The sequence below is a fragment of the Parvularculales bacterium genome, assembly GCA_036881865.1.
GTDB lineage: Bacteria > Pseudomonadota > Alphaproteobacteria > JAPOUT01 > JBAJNM01 > JBAJNM01.
The window spans coordinates 1-20,661 of the sequence record JBAJNM010000026.1; the positions used below are offsets into that span (position 1 = coordinate 1).

Sequence of the window (20,661 nt, forward strand, 5' to 3'; positions counted from 1 at the left end):
CGGACTGAGCGAGGCCAGTACATCTGCGGAGGCGGGCATGGGGGATGAAGTCGGCGCATACAGCGTCTATGACGGCCTGCCGGATGAGGATTACATGACCGATATCGGCAGCGCCGATCCGGGAGTTGACATCCTCTAGGGCGGACAACGCCTCCCCTGAAGTCATTGCCGCGCCACTACAGCTACCGTTGCCATTGCAGACGGGCCTCATCACATGTTGAGGCTGCATATGATGTCCTGTTTCAGTTCTCTTGCATGCATCCTTGCAATATTAACATGTAAAGTTAAATTTGCAGGGTTAATACCCTTTCTGTTGAGACACTGAAAACCCTATATGATTGATGACAACACACCAACGGCAATCTAGCCATGACGTCATCACCCGCACCGGTCAACGTTATCGGGGCAAGCCATAGTCGTTACCTTATTCCTTAAAGTTTTATACACCCAAAGTAACACTGTTTTACAATTTTACCCTTTCGGGATGATGTTCATTTTTCGAGCTTTTCTTTCAGAGCATCATAAAAACGTTTATGCTTATCCGGATTTTCTACTTTCAATTTGTGCAAATTCTGCAACTTCCATTTTACTGCGGGGAAACGATCAAAATCGTAAATGCTCCAATCCGGTTCGCAATTTTTCACACTCAGTAAAAATTCCTTATCTTTATCTGTAAGGTTGTCATGCACAATTTCAACCAGCGTTTTTCTGGTTTCCTCATAATCTCCATAAAAGAATTCTTCATCGCTCATACCGCTGAATTGATTTTCCATCGCTTCATGGTGATCTTGAAAATTTGGTGCATGCACTTCATGGATAGGTCTGTCACTGGCCAGCAAGCAGAATATATATCCTTGCCGAATTTCATTTGAAAATCCTTCGTTTTCCAGCAAGAGTTTTACATCAAATAAATCTCTGGGGTGCTGACGATCAAGCGCAGCACATATTTTCCCGCCATATAATTGACCAATTGGAACAACCGGCATTTCAACAAAAACTTCAAATTCTTCTTTGGCTTTATCACATATGGTCATTGGTACAGGAGCGGTTATTGTTCCGCGCATGACCAAATTTACCTCTAATTTAATAACCGTTTCTTGCTGTATTATGAATAGCTTTCCTGTGTCTTGTTTGTGCTCCACACGAATATTTGAAATAGATTTTTCTATGCGGTTTTTTGTGCGGATGAGTGCTGCGCTGATATTTCCCAACGTGGTTTGACGGTCTTCTATTGGCAGGTATGTGAGGTCAATATCAACCGAAAGCCGGGGCATATCGCGTACAAAAAGATTGATTGCCGTACCTCCATGCAGAGCAAAACAGGATTCCTCAGCAGCAAGCGGTAATACCTTTACCAATAGGCGAACCTGTTCTTTATAATTTTCAAACATATTCCATAAGTTTCTTAGGAAGGCTTAATTTATATTTAGAGTCATAAACCCCATTTTTTTCTAACGCACGATCACCTTTTCCCAAATCGATTTGATTCAAATTCAAATGCTTCAATACAGGCAGCCCGGCCTTTTCAGACATAAACAGAAACAGTCTTTTTACGCGTATGGATGAGCATTGTGACAACAACTCCTGAACAATATCAGGCCTCAGTGTCGTAAGACCTTCCATGATTTGATAACATTCTAAATAATCAAAGTTCCTGGGGCTCAAATACAGGCATTCCAATATAGCGCGTTCGGCGGATGAGGTTTCCACGCTTATTCCACCAAAATCATGTTTTGTTACAGCAAGGCCTTCAGTCATAATCGACGTCTTCACATGCACTATGGGGTTGCCCCAGTCATGTTCCAAAAACCACTTAGGCAATTTTTGCCCTAAAGACGAAAAAACAAATATTTTCTCTTTTCCAAGCCTGACATAATGCGAAGAGCCTTTGACCGACAGTGCTGTGGCACCACCCAGGTGGACATTCAGCTGCAACTGCTGCTGAAGACTGGCCAGTCCCCCATACCAGTTTATTTCATCATTCGCCCTTTTATATGCACCCCGTCCAAGGGATTCTATCCATCCGCTTGTCAAATACCGCTGTATAAGCTGTCCTGATATCGACCGCTCCTTGAACCATGGAGAGGTCGCAACAAGTCCTGAGGGCCATTGCTCCACCATTTTCTTTAGTTTTTTGTCTGTTGATATACTCATAGTATACTTATAGCGTTATTTTTAATGATTTTCAAGGCATTCACGGCCCGCATCATTAAAAATATTCCTATAAATATACTAAAAGTTTACTTTCAGCAATAATAATAAAGTTTGGATGCCCCGCTACGTATTAAGTTTCCGTGTCGAAAAGATCAGTGGAAAGATATTTTAATCCGGAATCACAAATAACGACGGCAATGGTTTGACCTTCATGGTCTCCCCTTAATAATTCAACTGCGCCAGCCACATTCGCGCCGGCGGAGAATCCTGCAAAAATCCCCTCATATCTTGCTAAATCGCGCGCGGTGAGGCGTGCTGTCTTGCCATCAATCTCAAGGAAGCCATCCCATCTCATTCCTCTCAGGTATGCCAAATCAGCCATGGTGTATCCGCCACCCTGAATAGGGTGATTCGAATCCACAGGATCTTTACCGGCGACAACCGCAGCGCCCGCCGGTTCAATAGGATAGCATTTCACCTGAGGGTTTTGACTCCGCAGGTATTTAGCTGTGCCTGCCAATGTCCCGCCTGAGCCGACAAAATCACAGAAAGCATCTATTTTCCCGCCGGATTGCTCCCATATCTCCGGACCTGTGGTTTTCTCATGCGCATCGGGATTTCCCGGATGATGAAACTGGTCAGCTCTAAACGCATCACGCTCTTCAGTGATCAGACTGGCGGCATGATCGACTTCGGCCAGATCAGCACCGGAAACCTCTCCGATGCGACTTCCCGGCAATTGGTCAACCAGCACGACCTCAGCGCCGAGAGCAGCCATCATGCGCGCCCGTTCAGGTGAATTTCCTTTCGACATTACCGCAACAAAGGGATACCCCTTGATGCCGCAGACGATGGCAAGCCCCGTGCCCATGTTTCCGCTCGTCAGTTCGACAACGGTTTGCCCGGGCTTCAGGGTTCCGTCTTTCTCCGCCGCTTCAATGACCCCAAGTGCAGCGCGGTCTTTCTTGGAAAATCCAGGATTGAGGTGATCGAGCTTAGCCAATATGGTGCCGCTTAAACCATAGTGTCGTGTTAGCCTCTCAAGATGTACGAGCGGTGTATTGCCAATGGCTTCAATGATTGACCGCATAGCGGGTTGCGTCATTATAATACTCGCTTCCTCATGGTGCATGCTTCTCCTTCTGGCTAATATAATTCGAAAAGCTCTGCTTTTGAATGGTTCAAATCAGGAGTAGCAGAGCACATCTCGTAAGGCATCTTCTGGACCGGTTGCGACATGAAGTCTTATCTAGGACCACAACTCAGCCCTCTGCCAGGGTTCAGGAACGACAAGCACCCCTTTCATCCCTCCTGCATGATCATTGAGTAAAAGCGACTGCCAGGCATCAGCCCATTCTTCAGACAGCGGGTAAGGAGGCATCAGGTTACGTTCAGGAGCGAAGCCAAAACGCCCATAGTAACCAGGATCCCCAAGAACACAGACTGTGGGCACTTGGTCTTGCTTGAGCTGTTCAAGCCCCGCACGGATCATCCGGCTGCCATACCCCCTGCCCTGTTGCCGGGGATTGACGCAAACAGGTCCGAGAAGGGCGATTTTATCGGGTCCATCTTCGAGAGCGCACATCGTAAATACGATATGCGAAACAACATCCTCATCAACCATGCCGGTTAACGACAACACATGATGCTTCCCGTCAAGCAATCGGCAGATCAGCGGAAACAACTCCTCTTCAGGAAAGGATGCCGAATACAAACCATTGAGGGATGGCATATCTGCCGGAAGGCATTCTCGAAGTTTCAGATCAGGTTCCATGACGATCACAGGCCGGGTTTTGGATCTATGTTCAAAATAGCCCGGAAGAGAAGGCTTAGTCAGGCAGTTGGATAATCGTAGCACAGACTACAAGCACTAATTTTGCCCTCAGTCTTTTTCCCTTACCTAAGCCGCTTCAGGTTTCCTCGCCGCCGTTGACCGCTATTAACTGACCGGTGACAAACCGGGCTTCGGGAGATGCAAGATAGCCGACCGCCGCTGCGATGTCCGCCGAAGTTCCCATAAAGCCCGCAGGGATACTCGCAACCCTTTTGGGGTCATCCTCTGTCTCACTGTCCTTCCGGATCTGGCCTGGCGAAATGACATTCGCTGTGATGCCTTGCGATGCGAATTCGGTTGAAATGGCCTTGGCCAAACCCCAGACACCATGCTTCGCCGCCGACATTGGCGCTCCTTCGTAATACCCCCGGATTGCTTTCATGCCGGCAAAGTTGATAATCCGTCCCCAGTTCTTTTCCACCATTCCTGGCAGAAAAGCGCGTGCGGTGAGAAACGAGCCGGTAAGCGCCAGATCAACGACGCCATTCCAGTCTTCATCGGTCATCTCCAGAAAGGGTTTATGTGGCCGGCGCGCAGCATTGTTGACCAGAATATCCACAACTCCAAACCGCTCCAAAGACATCTTGGCGACCGCCGCGACGTCCTGACTTTTGCTCATATCACCCATGGCAACGAGAGCATCACTGCCAGCCGCCTTGACCAGAGCAGCCGTTTCCTGGCAGGCGGCTTCGTCACTCGAGCCGTTCACAACGATGTTCGCGCCAAGGGCGGCAAGATGAGTAGCTATTCCCCGGCCAATGTTTCTGCCTGACCCAGAGATAAAGGCAGTCCTCCCGGTTAATGTTTTTTCCATTGTCAGATGCCCCTCCTCGCAGAGCTGAGATGCCATTTCATCGCTTTCTCTCAAAGAGTGGGTAACGATGATTTCTCCGTCAATCAATAAATGAATAAAGAATATTGACAATCGACAGTTCTTGCTCTCGAATGTACACGTGGAAGACCCATATTACAATTACTGGGGCTTGTGTGCGGAATTAACGATTTGAAATGGTGTGCCGGGCCAATAGTAAAAGTTCAACCCAGGGAGGAATTAAACATGGAAACCACTCAAAACTATCAAGGATCCCGCCTGTTCGGCATGATCATCGCCGCGGTCACCGCGATGTCGTTCGCCATTGCAACACCGGCCTTTTCGCAGTCATATCCGTCAAAAAATGAGACGCTCGACTGGACAATTGCGTTTGGCCCCGGTGGCGGCAACGACAGAATGGCCCGCAGCATCATTAAAATCCTCGACAAATATGATCTTTATCCAGGCAAAATTTCCGCTGAGAACCGTAAAGGCGGATCCGGCGCAGTCGGCTGGGGTTACCTTTATGCACAAAAAGGCAACGGTTACGGCATTTCGACCACTTCAGGTAGTTTCGTAACAACCCCGCTACAGGCAGATACACCATGGCAGCCGGAAGACTTCACGCCTGTCGCCCTTCTTGCAACGGACGACCTCGTCCTTGTTGTGAACGGTAAATCCAAGATCAAGACGATCAAAGAGTTCATTGCCCATGCCAAGAAAAACCCCACCAATATCGGCGGTACGGGTTCGGTCAATGTTGACTTCATCGTCCCCACACTCTTTGCAGAGAAGGCGGGTTTCGAGTTTGACTATGTGTCTTTCAACTCGATGTCAGAGCAGACCACAGCGCTTCTTTCAGGCGCGCTTGACGCCATGGTCGGCAACCCCGGAGAGGTTCTGGGTCTGATCGACTCCGGCGACCTGCGTCCGCTTGTCTTCTCCGGTCAGTTAACACCGGATGCTCTTAAAGGCGTACCAACGATGGGCGATATCGGCTACGATATCGGTGTATCAATGCCCCGTGGTCTGATCCTTGCTCCCGATGCACCAAAGGCTGCCCAGGATTGGTGGATCGCAACGATGAAGAAAGTCGTCAAAACGCCCGAATGGGATGAGTATATTTCGAGCAACACGCTGACACCAACATTCCTTTACGGCGATGATTTCCGCGATTTCCTTGCAAGCACCAAGAACGGCTTCGAGGTTGTTCTGCGAAAAATCGGAGCAATCTAATAATCTCCGGACTTCACGCCAGGGTTCGGCCGCGGTTATTCCGTGGCCGAACACACTCAGCACAGGGCATCAGATCATGCGAATCGCATTCCTTGTCGCTATACTCATAGGGGCCATTTGCTACAGCTACATCGCCTTCAGCGACTTGGGCTTCCTGACTCGAACCGAACGCCCGGGACCGGGCTTCTTTCCCAGAATTATCGGGACTACGGCGGTCGTTGTGACCGTATGGGCTCTTGTTGGCGAATTGCTCAAGAATGCTGATGCGCTAACGGACCGCGAAAAGTGGAATGATTTGATTCTCCTGGTAGCTTTGGCTGTTGGGTATGCGTTTCTGCTCAGGATATTTGGCGGGTTCATTGCGACCGTAATCTTCCTTGGGGTAACACTCATGATTCTGAACAGGAAAGAACCGGTAAAGAACCTGCTCATCGCAATTCTGATACCCAGCGGTGTTTATCTGCTGTTTGATCGCGTACTCAACGCGAGCATGCCCCCGGCGATCTTTACGTTGCCGATATGACCAGAAACACCCGCACACAAAACCGCCAGCAACCGGAGTAAGCGACATGGACATCTTTGCAGATCTGATGATGGGTTTGTCTGTCGCCATCTCACCTATCAACATCGTGTATTTGTTGATTGGCGCCATGGTTGGCATGGTGGTCGGCGTAATTCCCGGTTTTGGCCCGTCAGCAGGACTGGCCATCTTGTTGCCCGTCACGTTCGGGATGGATCCGATTGGGGCGATCATGATGCTCGCGGCGATTTACTACGGCGCGATGTATGGCGGGACCATAACCTCAATCCTGCTGAGCACACCAGGGGAAAGCGCAACGGTTGCTTCCACGTTTGACGGCTTTCCGCTGGCCAAGAATGGCCGTGCCGGGGCCGCCCTCGTGATGCAGGCCGCCGCCTCTTTCGTTGGCGGCACCGTTGGCGTCATCCTTATCACCGTTCTCGCCCCACTCTTCAGTCAGGTTTCGCGCAGTTTTGGTCCGCCGGAGTATTTTCTGCTGGCGATGATGGGGATGCTGACGCTTCTGGTCATGATTGGCTCGAACTGGAAGCTTGGCGTGATTTCGGCGCTCATAGGCTTTGCACTTGGTACTGTCGGGGTTGACCTCGAGACGGGTCAGAGTCGCTATACGTTTGGGTCAGCTGAGCTTATTGGCGGAATTTACTTCATCCCCATTGCCATCGGCCTTTTTGGTCTGGGTGAGCTCTTTTTCGCCTTTTACAATGGCCTGCACAAAACCGGCACGGGATCCATAATCCAGTATGACAAAGAAGACCGCTTCTGGCCGACGGCGCATGACTGGATCTCGACACGCATGACAATGGTTAGAGGTTCGATCCTTGGATTCATTGTCGGTGTTATCCCGGGAGCCGGGGCGACTATTGCTTCGCTGATGGCCTATTCAGCCGAGCGGTCCGTATCAAAGACGCCCGAGAAATTCGGTAAGGGCGAAATGGCAGGGCTTGTTGCGCCGGAAACAGCCAACAATGCGGCCTCTTCCGGGGCCATGATTCCACTTTTGACCCTCGGCATCCCCGGCTCTGCCTCGACCGCTGTTCTTCTGGCCGCTTTCCTCCTCTGGGGTTTGCGGCCCGGCCCGCTTTTCATGACTCAGAACCCGGAACTCGCATGGGGGCTTATCGCGTCGATGTATCTTGGCAATATGGCGCTTCTGGCAATTTCGATCTTCGCCATCCCTCTTTTTGTTCAGATGATCAAGATACCCTACCGGGTGCTCGGACCTTGCGTCGTGGTGGTTTGTGCGCTTGGTACATTCAGCGTTCATGCAAGCTTCATCGAGGTTTACCTGATGTTCGGAGCCGGTATCGTGGGTTTCTTTATGCGCCTGTATGGCTTCTCGCCGGCTGCGCTCGTTCTTGCACTGGTACTTGGCCCGCTTGCGGAAGAAGCGCTGCGCCAAACGCTGACCATCTCCCGGGGATCGTTCTCTATTTTTATAGAACGATCCCCGTCTCTCTGGATCATCGGAATTACGATTGCACTTCTGGTGCTTCTCCCGCTTGTGACCCGGTTCAGCAACACGAGTGCGGGGGAAGCAGAAAAAGCGGGAAGCTGAGACTGTGGGCCCTCTTGACGAGTCTGCGCTTAGAAAGATTGCCGGAGATGCGTTCAGGGCCACCGGGATGCGTCCTGACATGGCAGACGATGCAGCAGAGATGCTGGTTTTGGCCGAGATGATGGGCATTCGGACGCATGGCCTTAACCGAATCGAAAACTATGTCGAACGACTTCGTAATGGAGGCGTGAACCCTGACGCCGACCCTGTCATTTCCGCTCCCGCCCCTGCTTTACGGCATGTCGACGGGCAAAATGGACTGGGTGCGGCTGTGGCAATCCGCGCCACACGTGCAGCCATGGAAGCGGCGCGCGAGGCAGGCTTGGGCGCGGCGTTCTGCCGGGCATCTTCGCATCTGGGCGCCCTGACACCGCAACTGCTTCATGCGGCTGAGGCCGGGTTTGCGGCAATCTTCACCACCAACACATCGCCGATGATTGCGCCCCAGGGCGGGCGATCTGCGGTGATCGGGAACACGCCGGTTGGCATTGCCCTTCCCGATACGACCGGTCAGCCGGTGATCCTTGATATGGCGCTCTCAGTTGCCGCTCGTTCCAAAGTCCGGCGTTCTGCGGACAAGGGGGAGCCAATCCCCGCAAACTGGGCTACCGACGAGCACGGCGTGCCGACAACCGATGCGGCCGCGGCGCTGAAAGGCATGATGCAGGCTATAGGCGGTCATAAGGGCGCAAATCTCGCTCTGTGCCTCGATCTTCTGGCCGGAGGGCTTTCGGGAGCAGCGATCCTATCGGAAATTCCAAACGCCAATATCAACCCCGGAGCAGTGGCTAACGTCGGACACCTGTTCGTTATTATTGATGTCACGAAGCTCATCTCACCGGACGAACTGTCGAACAGGCTGGATGTTGCACGTCATCTTATCAGAGACAGCGCACCACCGGACTCCAAGCCGCAACCAAGACTGCCGGGTGCACGCGCACTCGAAGCGCTTGCAAAGGCGCGTGCCGAAGGGCTGTCAGTCGAACCGAAACTTCTGTCGCGCCTGCAGACGCTCGCAGCAGCCTGAGCCGGACATCCGGATTTATGCCGGTATCTCAAAACCGGTTCCGGAGCTGTGATCCTTCATTTTTCCGGCATCTTCCATGTGGCAGTCGCAATTGCAGCGAGTTTGCCATCCGGACCTGAGAGCCGGCTTTCCATGAATGACAAAGAGCGCCCCTTTTTGATGAAGCGGCCCTCGCAGGTGACAAGCCCGTCCATCACCGGGCGCATGTATTGCACCTTCAATTCGATCGTTGCCCCGGGCCCGGCAATCTTCTTCACCAGATGGCCCATCGATATATCCATCGCCGAAGCCATGGCCCCGCCGTGGAGCGAACCTTGAGGATTCCGCAACATGTCGTTGACCGGAAAGGTTACCCGGCAGAGATCTTTTTCGGCATCAGGCGCATCTATCGGCAGATATTCGAAGGTAAGTCCCAGAAAGCGCGAAAAGAAGAAAGACTCAAAAGCCTGTTCATGGCTCTCGATAGCCTCTTCGAAATGCGCCCTTGCGGCCGCCTCGTCAACCCGGAGGGAGTCATCGGCAGGCATCAGGACCCCACAAACTGAGGTTTACGCTTCTCGATGAACGCGCGTCGGCCTTCAATGTAGTCCTTGCTGTCAAAACAGGCCTTCACACGACGCTCGCACTCATCCAGATCACGCATACTTGCATCCTTGACCGTTTCGCCGACGATATATTTTACCGACTCCACAGTCATCGGAGCATTTGATGCGATCATTTGTGCCGTATCTTCAGCGACTGTAGCCACCGTGCCGTCTTCCACCACACGGTTCACCAAACCCATCATGCGCGCTTCGCCTGAATCGAACCGGCGGGCGGTGAAGAAGATTTCCTTGGCGAAAGACGGGCCGACTACATCGACAAGGCGCTTGATTCCCGGAAAACCATAGCCCAGCCCCAGTTTTGCGGCGGGGATGGAGAATTGTGACGACTCTCCGCAGATGCGAAGATCACAGCTAACAGCGAGCGCGACACCGCCGCCAATGCAATAGCCGTCGATTTGAGCAATAGTGGGCTTGGGAAACGTCTCGATCATGTCGTAGACACGCTTGGTTGTGGCATTGTAATGTGCCACGGCTTCTTCACTTGCTCTCTCACTTTCAAACTTTGAGACATCCGCCCCGGAAACGAAGGCCTTACCCCCCGCACCTGACAGGATCAGAATGCGTATTTCCGGGTCCTTTGCATAACGGCCAACGGCGGCCTCTACCGCCTCCCACATTTCAAGAGAGACAGCGTTTCGCTTCTCCGGCTGATTGAAGATAACCCGCGCGATACCGTTGGCTTGCTCGGTGATGATTTTGTCTGTCATGGTTTCGTCCGTTCGTTTAGGTTGCGCCCTGATCTTTCATTGATGAGATATCGGCATCCGAATACCCGATTTCCTTCAGGATCTGCTCAGAATGCTGGCCGGCGAGCGGCGGCGGTGCTGCGATCCGGCTTGGTGTGCGGCTCATCAGGATCGGCTGCCCCACAAGCTTTGTTTCCCCTCGCTCCTGACTCGTAACTGGCTGGGCCAGACCCAAATGATGAACCTGGGGATTCTCAAACACCTGCCCTATATCGTTGATTTCGCCTGCGGGCACGCCCGCATCGTTCATTATATCAATCCATTCGTCCGTGGTACGCGCCACTGTGATCTCTTCAATCTCGGCACCGAGCAGATCCCGGTTTTTCGACCGAGCCGGCGCAGTCGCGTAGCGCTCGTCTTCAATCCAGTCTTCCCGCCCCATCGCTCCTGCGAAACGTTTCCAGATGTTTTCACCTGCGACGGCAAGGTTCATATGGCCGTTCTTGGTCTTGAATACGCCCGTGGGAATGGAAGTCGGGTGGTTGTTACCTGCCTGTTTGGGGACATCTCCGTCCATAAGGACACGCGCAGCCTGAAAATCCAGAATAAAAACCTGCGCCTGCAACAAAGAGGTTTGGATCCACTGTCCTTTTCCTGACCGGGTCCTTTCCATAAGCGCGATCAGGACTCCTTGTGCCGCAAACAGACCAGCGCAGAGATCGGCAATCGGGATACCCACCCGCATGGGTCCCTCACCCGGCTTGCCGGTTATTGACATGAGCCCGCCCATGCCTTGTGCAATCTGATCAAACCCTGGCCGAGCCGACAGCGGGCCATCCTGACCAAACCCCGAGATCGAGGCATAGACAAGTCCGGGATTGTCCGAGGAAAGCGTTTCATAGTCTATTCCGAGGCGGTTTTTCACGTCCGGTCGGAAATTTTCGACAACGACATCGGCGGTCTTTGCGAGCTTGCGAAATGCCTCTATGCCCGCCTCTGACTTAAGGTTTAGCGTTAGAGACCGCTTGTTACGATGAAGATTCTGAAAGTCTGGCCCGGATCGCGGACCGCCAAGCTGGGCATTGTCTGCCGGTGTTTCAATCTTGATGACATCAGCACCCCAATCGGCGAACTGGCGAACGCAGGTTGGACCCGACCGCACTCTCGTGAGATCAAGAACCCTAATACCCTTGAGCGCATCGCTAGCAGCAGGGATACCCGCCTCAGAATGAGCGTCAATCGCACCTTCTTCAGGTTCGTTTGCGGATTGCGCCATATCATATCTCCAGTGGTTCAATAGCCAGTGTCAGATGTATGCTAGCAACCAATCAGTAATTTACAACATAAATGTTAATTTCTTTGCCCAACTAAACTATCTTCACACGAATGAAAGAGTCACGGCCTAAGTTCAGGAAGATAAGCACTCCCATAGTTGACCATCACGCATATGATCATATAACTGACAACGCCGACAAAGAAAGAGATGAAGGCACTTTCGACTGGACAGGAGACAAGCCTGTTCGTGAATAATCTGGCGGTAATACTATAATTGAGATGTTATCGCAATCATCTGCTGGGAGAATGTGTTCCCTGTGACAGATTTGAGAAGATAATCTCGCGCAACTTTTGTGCCACAACATCCGGCTTGTGTCTCATCATCGACACATGCCCAAGGCCTTCGATTTCATAAAATGTGCCATCCTTGGCGAGATCCGCAACCACCTTGCACATTGAAGGCGCTGTCTGCACATCTTCTGAGAAACTAATAACATGAAACGGTACAGGACAGGTTTTCAGCCCCTCCCTGCAATCAAATTCAAGACAGGCCTCCCACTGGTCGATCAGGTCCTTGGAATCCCTGTTTGCAAATCGGGTTGTATAACTTTCCTTGAGTTCCGCCCACAGACCGGGATCATGCAAGGCTTTTGCCGGGAAGGCGTAAACCGCATAATGCGGTGCAAGGAAATATTCGGGAAGATCAACACCATCTTTGCGCAAATCAATTTCCGCCTGCATCCAGTCACGGGTGAAGCCGTCGATATAGGCTGATGTGCCCATCGGTATGGCAAGGCTGACCTTTTGCGGAAAATCAATAGCCACCTGCTGGGTGACCAACCCCCCAAGCGAAAGTCCCGTGACGGCAGCACGACCTGAACAGAAGGCATCAATCACATGGGCACAATCTGCAGCATAATCCCCCATGGACCAGGGTGCCGGAGGAGATGAGGTCTCGCCCGCCCCCCGGGGGTCATAGGAAATACAGCGGAAATCCGTTTTCAGCCTTGAAAATTGCTGCGAATACGCTTCAGCGGTCTGATCACCGCCAGGGATGAATACCACATCCGGTCCCTCACCCTCGATCACAACACGCATGGTGACATCGCCGGCGGTCAACTGGTGAAACTCCGCATCGGGGCCAAATGCTGGAAATGCCGACATAACAACCCTGCCTAAACCAGATCACGGGAAATTTTTTCATCCCATGACTTTTCAATAACGACCCCCTCACCATCTTGCGCCCTGAGGTTGGCCGTGACCTGCCAGCAATCGGCTTTAGCCTCAACCCTGACTTCCGTCTCAAGCTGAGTCTGCCAGTCGCCACGGCGATACGACACAAGAATTTTTTGCTGACCGCAAGCCGAATTCGGATCAGCGGGGTGAATATCAAAACACTCATGCTGGACAGACCTGACACTGACCCCGGTATGGAGATGCGTCTTCTCGCCCGTATCGGTACACCTCTCGAAGCGCTCAATGCCGGTGAGATGGTCAATGGTGCGTTTTCTGCTAAAACCCCCATCGGACAGGGTTTCGGTCGCCATCGGCTGCGCCGCCTCGGGTTCGGCAAAAGGCGTTAGTGTTGAATCAGCAGGATCGGCTTCCCGCAGGGGCAGATCAAGTCTCGTTCCCGTCAGGGTCAATGTTGCAGCCGACTGTGACGGCCAAATCACCGGCCAGTATGACGTTGACAGGGCAAGCCTGACCCTCTGACCCTTCTTAATCCGCTGCCCGCAGGCGTTGAGTTGGATCGATATCGGCTCCGCCTTTCCTTCCGGCATCGGTTCGGGCTCGGAATGGCTGTTCCTGTGGGTCAGGTTCAGGACGCCGTAACTGAATATGCCGGCTTTGCCGTCTTCATCGACAACCGACAGCACCGCCACCAGATTGGCTTGCGGAGTCGAGCTGACCACCTCAGCATGAAGCACGGGGAAGCCGAGCCACTCGACATCCGCTTCAAACGGCGCGGTTTCAAAATGGGTCATCAACCCCTGTTCCAGATTCTGATCAAGGGCGCCATCGGGGATCACGCTGTAAATACACCATGATGCCGAAGCAACTCCCGCATTTTGCGGTGAGTTGATGACAAGCGATGAAGACTGAGGCGTCTTATGAAGATGCTCGCCATCAGTATAATATGACGTGACCTTTTTTGCCTTCCCCTGCCAGCCGTTTTCGGCAACCCATTTGCCTGGCCTCAGCTCATAATAGGGCGCGGGCGGTACAGGATCCTGAATCCATGCCCTGAGCTGGGGCTCTGCCATAATGCCCGTGTCGACTCCTTTGAGATGCTGATCCCACCAGCGCAGGCATTCCTGCAAGAAGCCTATCCCCGGACCCGGTTTGGCAAAGTGGGGGTATTTATGCGCCCAGGGACCGATCAGCCCCTTTTTGGGGCAGGACAAATTTTCGAGTGTACGGAAAATTGCATTCGTATAGCCATCAGCCCAGCCGCCCACCATATAGACCGGCGTTTCGATATCAGCATAGTTCTCGCAGACCGAACCATGGGCATAGAATTCACAACGGCGCTGATGCCGGAACCAGTCCATCATCCACAACCCGTTGTTTTCGAGCCGTTGCTTCCATACCTCACGCCAGCGGTCGCCGACAATTTCCGGGTCCGGCGGTGTGTTTGAAATGGAAAAAGCCGTCGCCCCCCAGTTCAGCTTATCGACAAGCACAGCACCGCCCATAAAATGGATATCATCGGCGTAACGGTCATCGGTGGAGCATAGTGAAATCACCGCAGCAAGAGCCGCCGGTTTTCTTGCCGCAACCTGAAGACCGTTGAAACCGCCCCAGCTGATCCCGATCATACCGACCTTCCCCGAACACCATGTCTGTCCAGCCAGCCATTCAATAACAGACAGTGCGTCATCCTGCTCCTGCTTCAGATATTCACCGAGGCACACACCTTCGCTATCGCCCGTGCCCCGCATGTCAACACGTATCCCGGCATAGCCATGACCGGCAAAATATGGATGCGTCAGATGATCACGTTCCACGGTACCGTCGCGTTTACGGTAAGGAAGATATTCGAGAATGGCCGGCACCGGATCGTCTTCTGCATCAGATGGAAGCCAGATCCGTGCCGCAAGCCTGATGCCATCGGGCATCTCGATCCATGTGTTTTCGATTTCCTTAACCTTGCGGGGAAAATCTTCCCTGATGAGAATATCCATCATCACATCCCCTTTCTGTCTATTTTATGATTCCACTCCACCTCGTGGAAAATGGCGTCACCATCAAGACATGTTACGGTCGCATGGAGGATGAAACTGTCTTTATCCGCTGTCATGCTGGCGGTTGTCTTGATCGTGAAATTCCAGTCGTCACGCTCAAAGACGCATTCCTGATCCATCACAGCCCGCGCCGATAACGGATCATCGGGATGGATCCGGTAGATACGGTCGGAGATGCTGCTCATGACAGTGCCGGTTTCATCAATCCGTCTCTGCCCGACAGGCCCGAAAACACCGCCATCAGTAAAGAAACGGGAGATATGCTCCCCGGTCATCAGATCGGTTTTAACTGATCGCTCCATTGATCCCTCACGCAGCGTCGTGATCCCGGTTGCTTTGAGAACATCAGGTTCATCAAGAACCCGGCCGGCAGTTTCGGCAGTCTCACAAACGGGCAGATGCAGACAGGACACACCCGGCGTGATGGTCAGGGTGACAGGTTCGGGTGATGGCCAAAGCATGGGCCAGTATGTTGAAGCGATCTGCACCATGAGCCGGTGGCCTTTGGCCAGACGATAACCGATCCCGTGGAGCGGAATGGTAATCTCCATCTCCTCACCCGGGGTAACGGGCTGCGGGTCCGTATCCGAATGCCTGTGCATGAGATTGGCAAAACCCCGTGTTATCAGCGTTTGCGCGCCATCAGGCGCTTCATCAACAAGCAACGCACAGACAAACCCCTGGGGTTTGTCTGCACTGATGCGCGCAGTAACCGAGGGCTGACCCAGAATGGCAAGCGGGTCTTCAAGGGGCGGAGTGGCAAAACTGAGCGCACCGGCGGCATCAATACGGCAATCGGCAGGCATATCGCCCGGAATGGCGAAGGAACACATATCACCGCCGGCTGAGCCGAATGTCTGGGGTGAGCGGATCCGCATCGGCTCACCTGCCGCAGGCGCCGCGCCGAGATGGCCGTTGTTCAGATGGAATACCTGATCATGGGACTGACGGAACGGCCATTCGCTGTCTTCCACCCAGACACCCTCGCTGGTTGTGCGGGTGCTTGACGGCGGCGTTGAATCCTGCACGTAAAACCTGAATCTCGGCTCATCCATAAGCCCCGTATCATCCCCCTTAAGGTAATGATCCCAGTAACGGATTAGTTCCGCCATGAAATCCATCCGTGGCGAGGGAACCGCCTCATGCGGATAGAGATGCGCCCAGGGGCCCATGAGTATCTTGACCGGTGATTTCAGCTTTTGGGCGATCCGAAACGGCGTATCGCGGAACAGATCAGCCCAGCCCCCGAAAAAATAAACGGGGATTCTGATACTGTCATAATCCTCGGAGATCGACCCGCGCCGCCACATTTCATCATGGGTTTGATGTTCGAGCCACAGGGCCGGCCAGTAGCACATGTTATCGAGGCGCTCCTTCCACATCTGCCGCCATTTGTCACCGACGACAGCCGGGTCTGGCGGCAGGGCGTTGTAGAGCTGCATGATTGATCCCCACCAGAAATTGTCATTGGCCAGAACACCGCCATAAAAATGAACATCTTCAAGCCAGCGGTCGTCTGTACCCATAACCGGGGCGATCGCCTTCAGGGCCGGGGGCTGTTTAGCCGCAACCTGAAAGGACGTATAGGCTCCCCATGACTTTCCGAACATGCCGACATTGCCATCGCACCACGGCTGATCGGCAATCCAGGCGATCACATCGACGCCGTCCTGAATTTCAATATCCGTATATTCATCAAGCATGAGACCGTCGCTGTCACCCGAGCCGCGCATATCAACACGGATTGAGACATACCCCGCCTCAGCCAGCACGGGATGCATGGATTCATCCCTCATTCTCGTCTGGTCACGCCGCCTGTAGGGAATGTATTCAAGGATGGCGGGAGCGGGCGTTTTCCCGGCTGTCTCCGGCATCCAGATCCGGGCCGCCAGGTTTGCGCCATCGGGCATCGGAATCCATACGGTTTCGATAGATTTGATCATGCCCCCATCCTTTCACGGCCTGCAGGTCTCTTAGGCGGCTTCGCCCCGGGTTTAAGCGGAAAATGACAGGTGACAGGATTATCGGGTGAAACACCCGAAGGGGCTTCCTGACAGCACCTCTCCTCCACCCAGGGACAGCGGGTGTGGAATTCACAACCGCCGGGACGTGCCATCAGTGACGGCACATCGGCGGGCAGGGAAATGCGGTCACGCTTTGAATCAGGGTCAGGCTCCGGATTGGCACTCAGCAGGGATGCCGTATAAGGATGCGCCGGCGCCCTGAATATCTCGGAGGTTTGATTAACCTCAACGAACCGGCCCAGATACATGACTGCCATCCGGTCGGCGACACGGCGTACCACATGCAGGTTATGGGTGATTATAAGCATGGAAAGGCCCAACTCACCCTTGAGGTCTTTGAGACGATTCAGCACTTCGCCCTGAACCGAGACATCAAGACCGGCCGTAGGTTCATCGGCGATGATCAGCCGCGGGTTCAGTGCAATGGCCCGGGCAACGCCGACACGTCTGGCCTGACCGCCGGAAAGCTGATGCGGATAACGCCGGGAAAAATCCGAAGGCAGACCAACAAGCGATAGCAGACGCTGAACCTCCTTGCCCTCATCACACTTGATGCTGTGCACCTTAAACGGTTCAGTGATCAGATCACCAACAGTCATCCTCGGTGACAGCGATCCGACCGGATCCTGAAATATCATCGCTATCTGCTGACGATAGGATTTCATTTCACCTGCCGAAAGGTTGTCGATGCGCCCGCCATCAAAATGAATCTGGCCGGCCGAGACGGCCTGCAACCCGTTGATGGCCCGGGCCAGAGTGGTTTTGCCCGAGCCGCTCTCCCCCACAAGGGCGAAGGTCTCTTTCTCGGCAATGTCAAAACTCACCCCGGCGACAGCCAGCAGCGATTGCTGCCGGAAGAGCGGGCCGACACGAAAGGTCACTTCAAGATTTGTGCCCGAGATCAGCATGGCGTCACCTTATGGCATCTGGCGATATGTTTTTTCCGTGCAATTTCCGGAGGGGTTTTCTTGCAGATGCTCTCACGCTCATGGCAGCGCGGAGCAAAGATGCAGCCTTCATGAGCTTCGTGCAGGTCGGGTATCTCACCGGGGATTGTCGGCATCGCTTTGTTATCATCAGCCTGCCGCGCCGGATCACATTCAAGCAATTTCTGCGTATAGGGGTGCAGGGGGGTGTGAAATATCTGCCGTGTCGTCCCGCGCTCGACCACCTCCCCCGCATACATGACAACCACATCATCGCACAATTCGGCGATAACACCGAGATGGTGCGAGATGAACAGAACCGAACAGCCGATCTGTTCCTGCAAATCCTTGAGCAACTCGATGGTGGCAACCTCAAGAGTGGCATCAAGCGCCGTTGTCGGCTCATCGGCAATCAGAAGGTCGGGTTCCATCATCAGCGCCATGGCGATGGCGATGCGCTGCTTCATGCCGCCGGAGAATTCATGGGGATAACGCCCCAGAGCGGCTTCAGGGTCGGGGATGCGGACCCGGCGCAGCATTTCAACAGATCTCTGTTTTTTGTCTGCCCGGTTCTGCGGTGACCGGTACTGGATATGTTCCATCTGTTTGCCGACCGAAATGACCGGGTTCAAAGCCCCCATTGGATCCTGAAAAACCGTAGATATCTTCAGACCGCGAATCTGCCGCATCTCAGCCTGACCAAGGCGGAGCAGATCCTGCTTATTGAAGATCACCTTCCCGCCATCGACACGGCCGTTCTGGGCCAGCAATCCCAGAATAGTGTTGATCAGCGTTGACTTCCCGCAACCGGATTCCCCCACCACTCCGACAATTTTTTTCTTAGGCACAGTGAAACTGACATCCCGCAACGCATGCAGGTCACCGGAATCGGTTTCAAATGCAACATTCAAATTCCTGATATCGAGAACGCTCATGACCGCCCCTTCATGCGTGGATCAAAAATATCCCGAAGTGTCTCCCCGAGAAAAGTGAAGCCCAGTGTTGTCAGAATGATCGGCAGGCCGCCGGCAATGGCGATCCACGAAGTGTCACGGATGGCGGTAAAACCGTCATTCAGGATGGCGCCCCAGCTTGGTGTTGGCGGCCTGACACCAAGTCCAAGAAAACTCATACCGGCTTCAATCGCAATGACAACGGGGATATCCATGGACGCGAGAATAAGCAGCGGGCCTATGGTGTTTGGCAGCATATGCACACGCAGGATACGCATCGTTGACGCCCCCATGCTCTGCGCCGCCGTGACAAATTCGGCCGACTTCAGGGCCAGCGTCTGGGTGCGGATAATGCGCGCATAACCCGGAACATTGACCAGCACAACCACAATCATCACCGAAGTCAGTGATGGCCCGAACAGCGTGACCAGGGCCAGAGCGAGCATGACGGTGGGAAAACTCTTGATCGAATCAAACAGAAGGATCAACATATTGTCGAGCCATCGGGGGCCGTATCCTGCCAGCAGTCCAAGTGTTGTGCCGATGATAAGTGACACCGCAGTTGCGAACAAAGCCACGGCAAGGGCAATACGGCTTCCGTGCAGGACACGCGCGAACAGATCACGGCCCAACTGATCCGTACCCAGCAGATGCTCCCAGCTTGGACCCTGAAAGCGGTCGCGTGGCGAAATGCGGCTCGGATCGGCGCTGGCCAGAAGATCTGCAAAAACGGCACCGAACACCATAACCACAACAAGGCTGATTCCAAGCACCCCGAGCGGTTCCCGCATGACCCGGAAGAAGGCTTTCATGAAGTTAGAAGCGGCTGCGTACACGGGGATCAAAAGCTCCGACAATGATATCTGCGAGAAGATTGATAAAAACGAACAAAACCGTTGTGACCAGAACAGCTCCGGTCACAAGTGGATAATTCCGGGTGAGAATGGCATCGTAGACAAGTTTGCCCACACCCGGCCGCGCGAAGACGATTTCGGCAAACACTGCCGATGAAAGCATCTGCCCGATACCCACACCCAGCAGGGTGATGGTCGGCAGAATGGCGATCGTCAGCGCATAGCGATAGGTTATGAGCCAGTCGGGCAGGCCAAAAGCGCGCGCCGTTCTGACATGCGGTGCCTCAAGCACCTCGAGCATCGAGGCACGAACCATGCGGCCGATATAACCGACCCAGCCCAGCCCCACTGCCAGCGACGGCAAAATGAGATGAATGATCTGCTCACCGGTATTCCCTGCTTCACCGGCACCGATCGCCGGCAACCAGCGCAAGGCCACCGCAAACACAAGCAGCGCATAAATCGCCACAACAAATGACGGAACGGCGATCATGGCCACCGAGAACACACCAATGAGACGGTCGACCCAGCCGCCCTGCCTGACCGCAGCAAGGCAGCCCAGAGGAATGCCAAGGGCAATTGACCATGTCATTCCGCCTGCGATCAGGGCCAGTGTAAAAGGCAGCTGCTCCATGACGACATTAAAAACAGGCCTGTCCGACAGAACCTCATTTCCCAAATCACCCGTCCAGGCACCGGTAAAGAAATTCCAGAATTGCACCCACACGGGCTGGTCGAGACCCATTTTGATCCGCAGGGCATCACGCATGGCTTCTGTCGCCCTGGGGCCAAGCGCCACGGCGGCAGGATCACCCGGAATCAGATAGATCATGGAAAACAACAGGAACAACGCCACTGAAACAATGGCGATAGAAAGCAAAACCCTGTTGGCAAGATACTTGAGCATAAAAACAGGGCGGCCCCAAGGGGCC

At 53.6% G+C, this 20,661-nt stretch carries 19 protein-coding genes; 4 read left to right on the top strand and 15 right to left on the bottom strand.

Going from position 1 to position 20,661, the window contains the following annotated elements; translation table 11 throughout:
* Positions 1-491: 491 nt before the first annotated feature.
* From V6Z81_06740 to V6Z81_06760, 5 genes are all read right to left on the bottom strand, one after another.
* A complete protein-coding gene (locus V6Z81_06740; protein ID MEG9862183.1) occupies positions 492-1,391 on the bottom strand; it encodes a nucleotidyl transferase AbiEii/AbiGii toxin family protein in 900 nt (299 codons plus the stop codon).
* Complete coding sequence (locus V6Z81_06745; protein MEG9862184.1) at positions 1,384-2,154, bottom strand: type IV toxin-antitoxin system AbiEi family antitoxin domain-containing protein; 771 nt, start codon at positions 2,152-2,154, stop codon at positions 1,384-1,386. Before V6Z81_06745 ends, V6Z81_06740 begins: the two co-directional genes overlap by 8 nt.
* A 130-nt stretch (positions 2,155-2,284) precedes the next feature.
* Entirely contained in the window at positions 2,285-3,259 is a 975-nt protein-coding gene (locus V6Z81_06750) for a cysteine synthase family protein (GenBank protein ID MEG9862185.1), read from the bottom strand.
* 144 nt (positions 3,260-3,403) lie between these two features.
* The gene (locus V6Z81_06755) at positions 3,404-3,928 is read right to left on the bottom strand and encodes an N-acetyltransferase (GenBank protein MEG9862186.1); all 525 of its coding nucleotides are present in this window, start codon (positions 3,926-3,928) and stop codon (positions 3,404-3,406) included.
* A 136-nt stretch (positions 3,929-4,064) separates the two neighbouring features.
* Positions 4,065-4,838, bottom strand: a complete 774-nt coding sequence (locus V6Z81_06760; protein MEG9862187.1) for an SDR family oxidoreductase — start codon at positions 4,836-4,838, stop codon at positions 4,065-4,067.
* 207 nt (positions 4,839-5,045) lie between these two features.
* Between V6Z81_06760 and V6Z81_06765 the strand changes: the two genes are divergently transcribed.
* The 4 genes from V6Z81_06765 (at position 5,046) to V6Z81_06780 (ending at position 9,158) form a co-directional block, all read left to right on the top strand.
* Entirely contained in the window at positions 5,046-6,035 is a 990-nt protein-coding gene (locus tag V6Z81_06765) for a tripartite tricarboxylate transporter substrate binding protein (protein MEG9862188.1), read from the top strand.
* Between the two features lie 76 nt (positions 6,036-6,111).
* Positions 6,112-6,558: a tripartite tricarboxylate transporter TctB family protein gene (locus V6Z81_06770; GenBank protein ID MEG9862189.1), complete on the top strand. Its 447-nt coding sequence runs from the start codon at positions 6,112-6,114 to the stop codon at positions 6,556-6,558.
* 46 nt (positions 6,559-6,604) lie between these two features.
* Positions 6,605-8,131, top strand: a complete 1,527-nt coding sequence (locus tag V6Z81_06775) for a tripartite tricarboxylate transporter permease (protein ID MEG9862190.1) — start codon at positions 6,605-6,607, stop codon at positions 8,129-8,131.
* Positions 8,100-9,158: an Ldh family oxidoreductase gene (locus tag V6Z81_06780; GenBank protein MEG9862191.1), complete on the top strand. Its 1,059-nt coding sequence runs from the start codon at positions 8,100-8,102 to the stop codon at positions 9,156-9,158. Before V6Z81_06775 ends, V6Z81_06780 begins: the two co-directional genes overlap by 32 nt.
* A gap of 56 nt (positions 9,159-9,214) precedes the next feature.
* On the opposite strand, the gene V6Z81_06785 is transcribed toward V6Z81_06780, so the two are convergent.
* From V6Z81_06785 to V6Z81_06830, 10 genes are all read right to left on the bottom strand, one after another.
* Positions 9,215-9,685 (bottom strand): PaaI family thioesterase, encoded by a 471-nt coding sequence (locus V6Z81_06785; protein MEG9862192.1) that lies wholly within the window; start codon positions 9,683-9,685, stop codon positions 9,215-9,217.
* Positions 9,685-10,503, bottom strand: a complete 819-nt coding sequence (locus V6Z81_06790) for an enoyl-CoA hydratase (protein ID MEG9862193.1) — start codon at positions 10,501-10,503, stop codon at positions 9,685-9,687. Before V6Z81_06790 ends, V6Z81_06785 begins: the two co-directional genes overlap by 1 nt.
* A complete protein-coding gene (locus V6Z81_06795) occupies positions 10,487-11,725 on the bottom strand; it encodes a CoA transferase (protein ID MEG9862194.1) in 1,239 nt (412 codons plus the stop codon). The genes V6Z81_06790 and V6Z81_06795 overlap by 17 nt, the downstream gene beginning before the upstream one ends.
* 290 nt (positions 11,726-12,015) lie before the next feature.
* Complete coding sequence (locus V6Z81_06800) at positions 12,016-12,888, bottom strand: alpha/beta hydrolase (GenBank protein ID MEG9862195.1); 873 nt, start codon at positions 12,886-12,888, stop codon at positions 12,016-12,018.
* A gap of 11 nt (positions 12,889-12,899) precedes the next feature.
* Entirely contained in the window at positions 12,900-14,915 is a 2,016-nt protein-coding gene (locus V6Z81_06805) for a CocE/NonD family hydrolase (GenBank protein ID MEG9862196.1), read from the bottom strand.
* Positions 14,915-16,915, bottom strand: a complete 2,001-nt coding sequence (locus tag V6Z81_06810) for a CocE/NonD family hydrolase (protein MEG9862197.1) — start codon at positions 16,913-16,915, stop codon at positions 14,915-14,917. Before V6Z81_06810 ends, V6Z81_06805 begins: the two co-directional genes overlap by 1 nt.
* Positions 16,912-17,904, bottom strand: a complete 993-nt coding sequence (locus V6Z81_06815; GenBank protein ID MEG9862198.1) for an ABC transporter ATP-binding protein — start codon at positions 17,902-17,904, stop codon at positions 16,912-16,914. Before V6Z81_06815 ends, V6Z81_06810 begins: the two co-directional genes overlap by 4 nt.
* A complete protein-coding gene (locus V6Z81_06820) occupies positions 17,898-18,857 on the bottom strand; it encodes an ABC transporter ATP-binding protein (GenBank protein MEG9862199.1) in 960 nt (319 codons plus the stop codon). Before V6Z81_06820 ends, V6Z81_06815 begins: the two co-directional genes overlap by 7 nt.
* Positions 18,854-19,687: an ABC transporter permease gene (locus V6Z81_06825; GenBank protein ID MEG9862200.1), complete on the bottom strand. Its 834-nt coding sequence runs from the start codon at positions 19,685-19,687 to the stop codon at positions 18,854-18,856. Before V6Z81_06825 ends, V6Z81_06820 begins: the two co-directional genes overlap by 4 nt.
* Before the next feature lie 4 nt (positions 19,688-19,691).
* On the bottom strand, positions 19,692-20,636 hold the full coding sequence (locus V6Z81_06830; protein ID MEG9862201.1) for an ABC transporter permease: 945 nt from the start codon (positions 20,634-20,636) through the stop codon (positions 19,692-19,694).
* Positions 20,637-20,661: the final 25 nt, after the last annotated feature.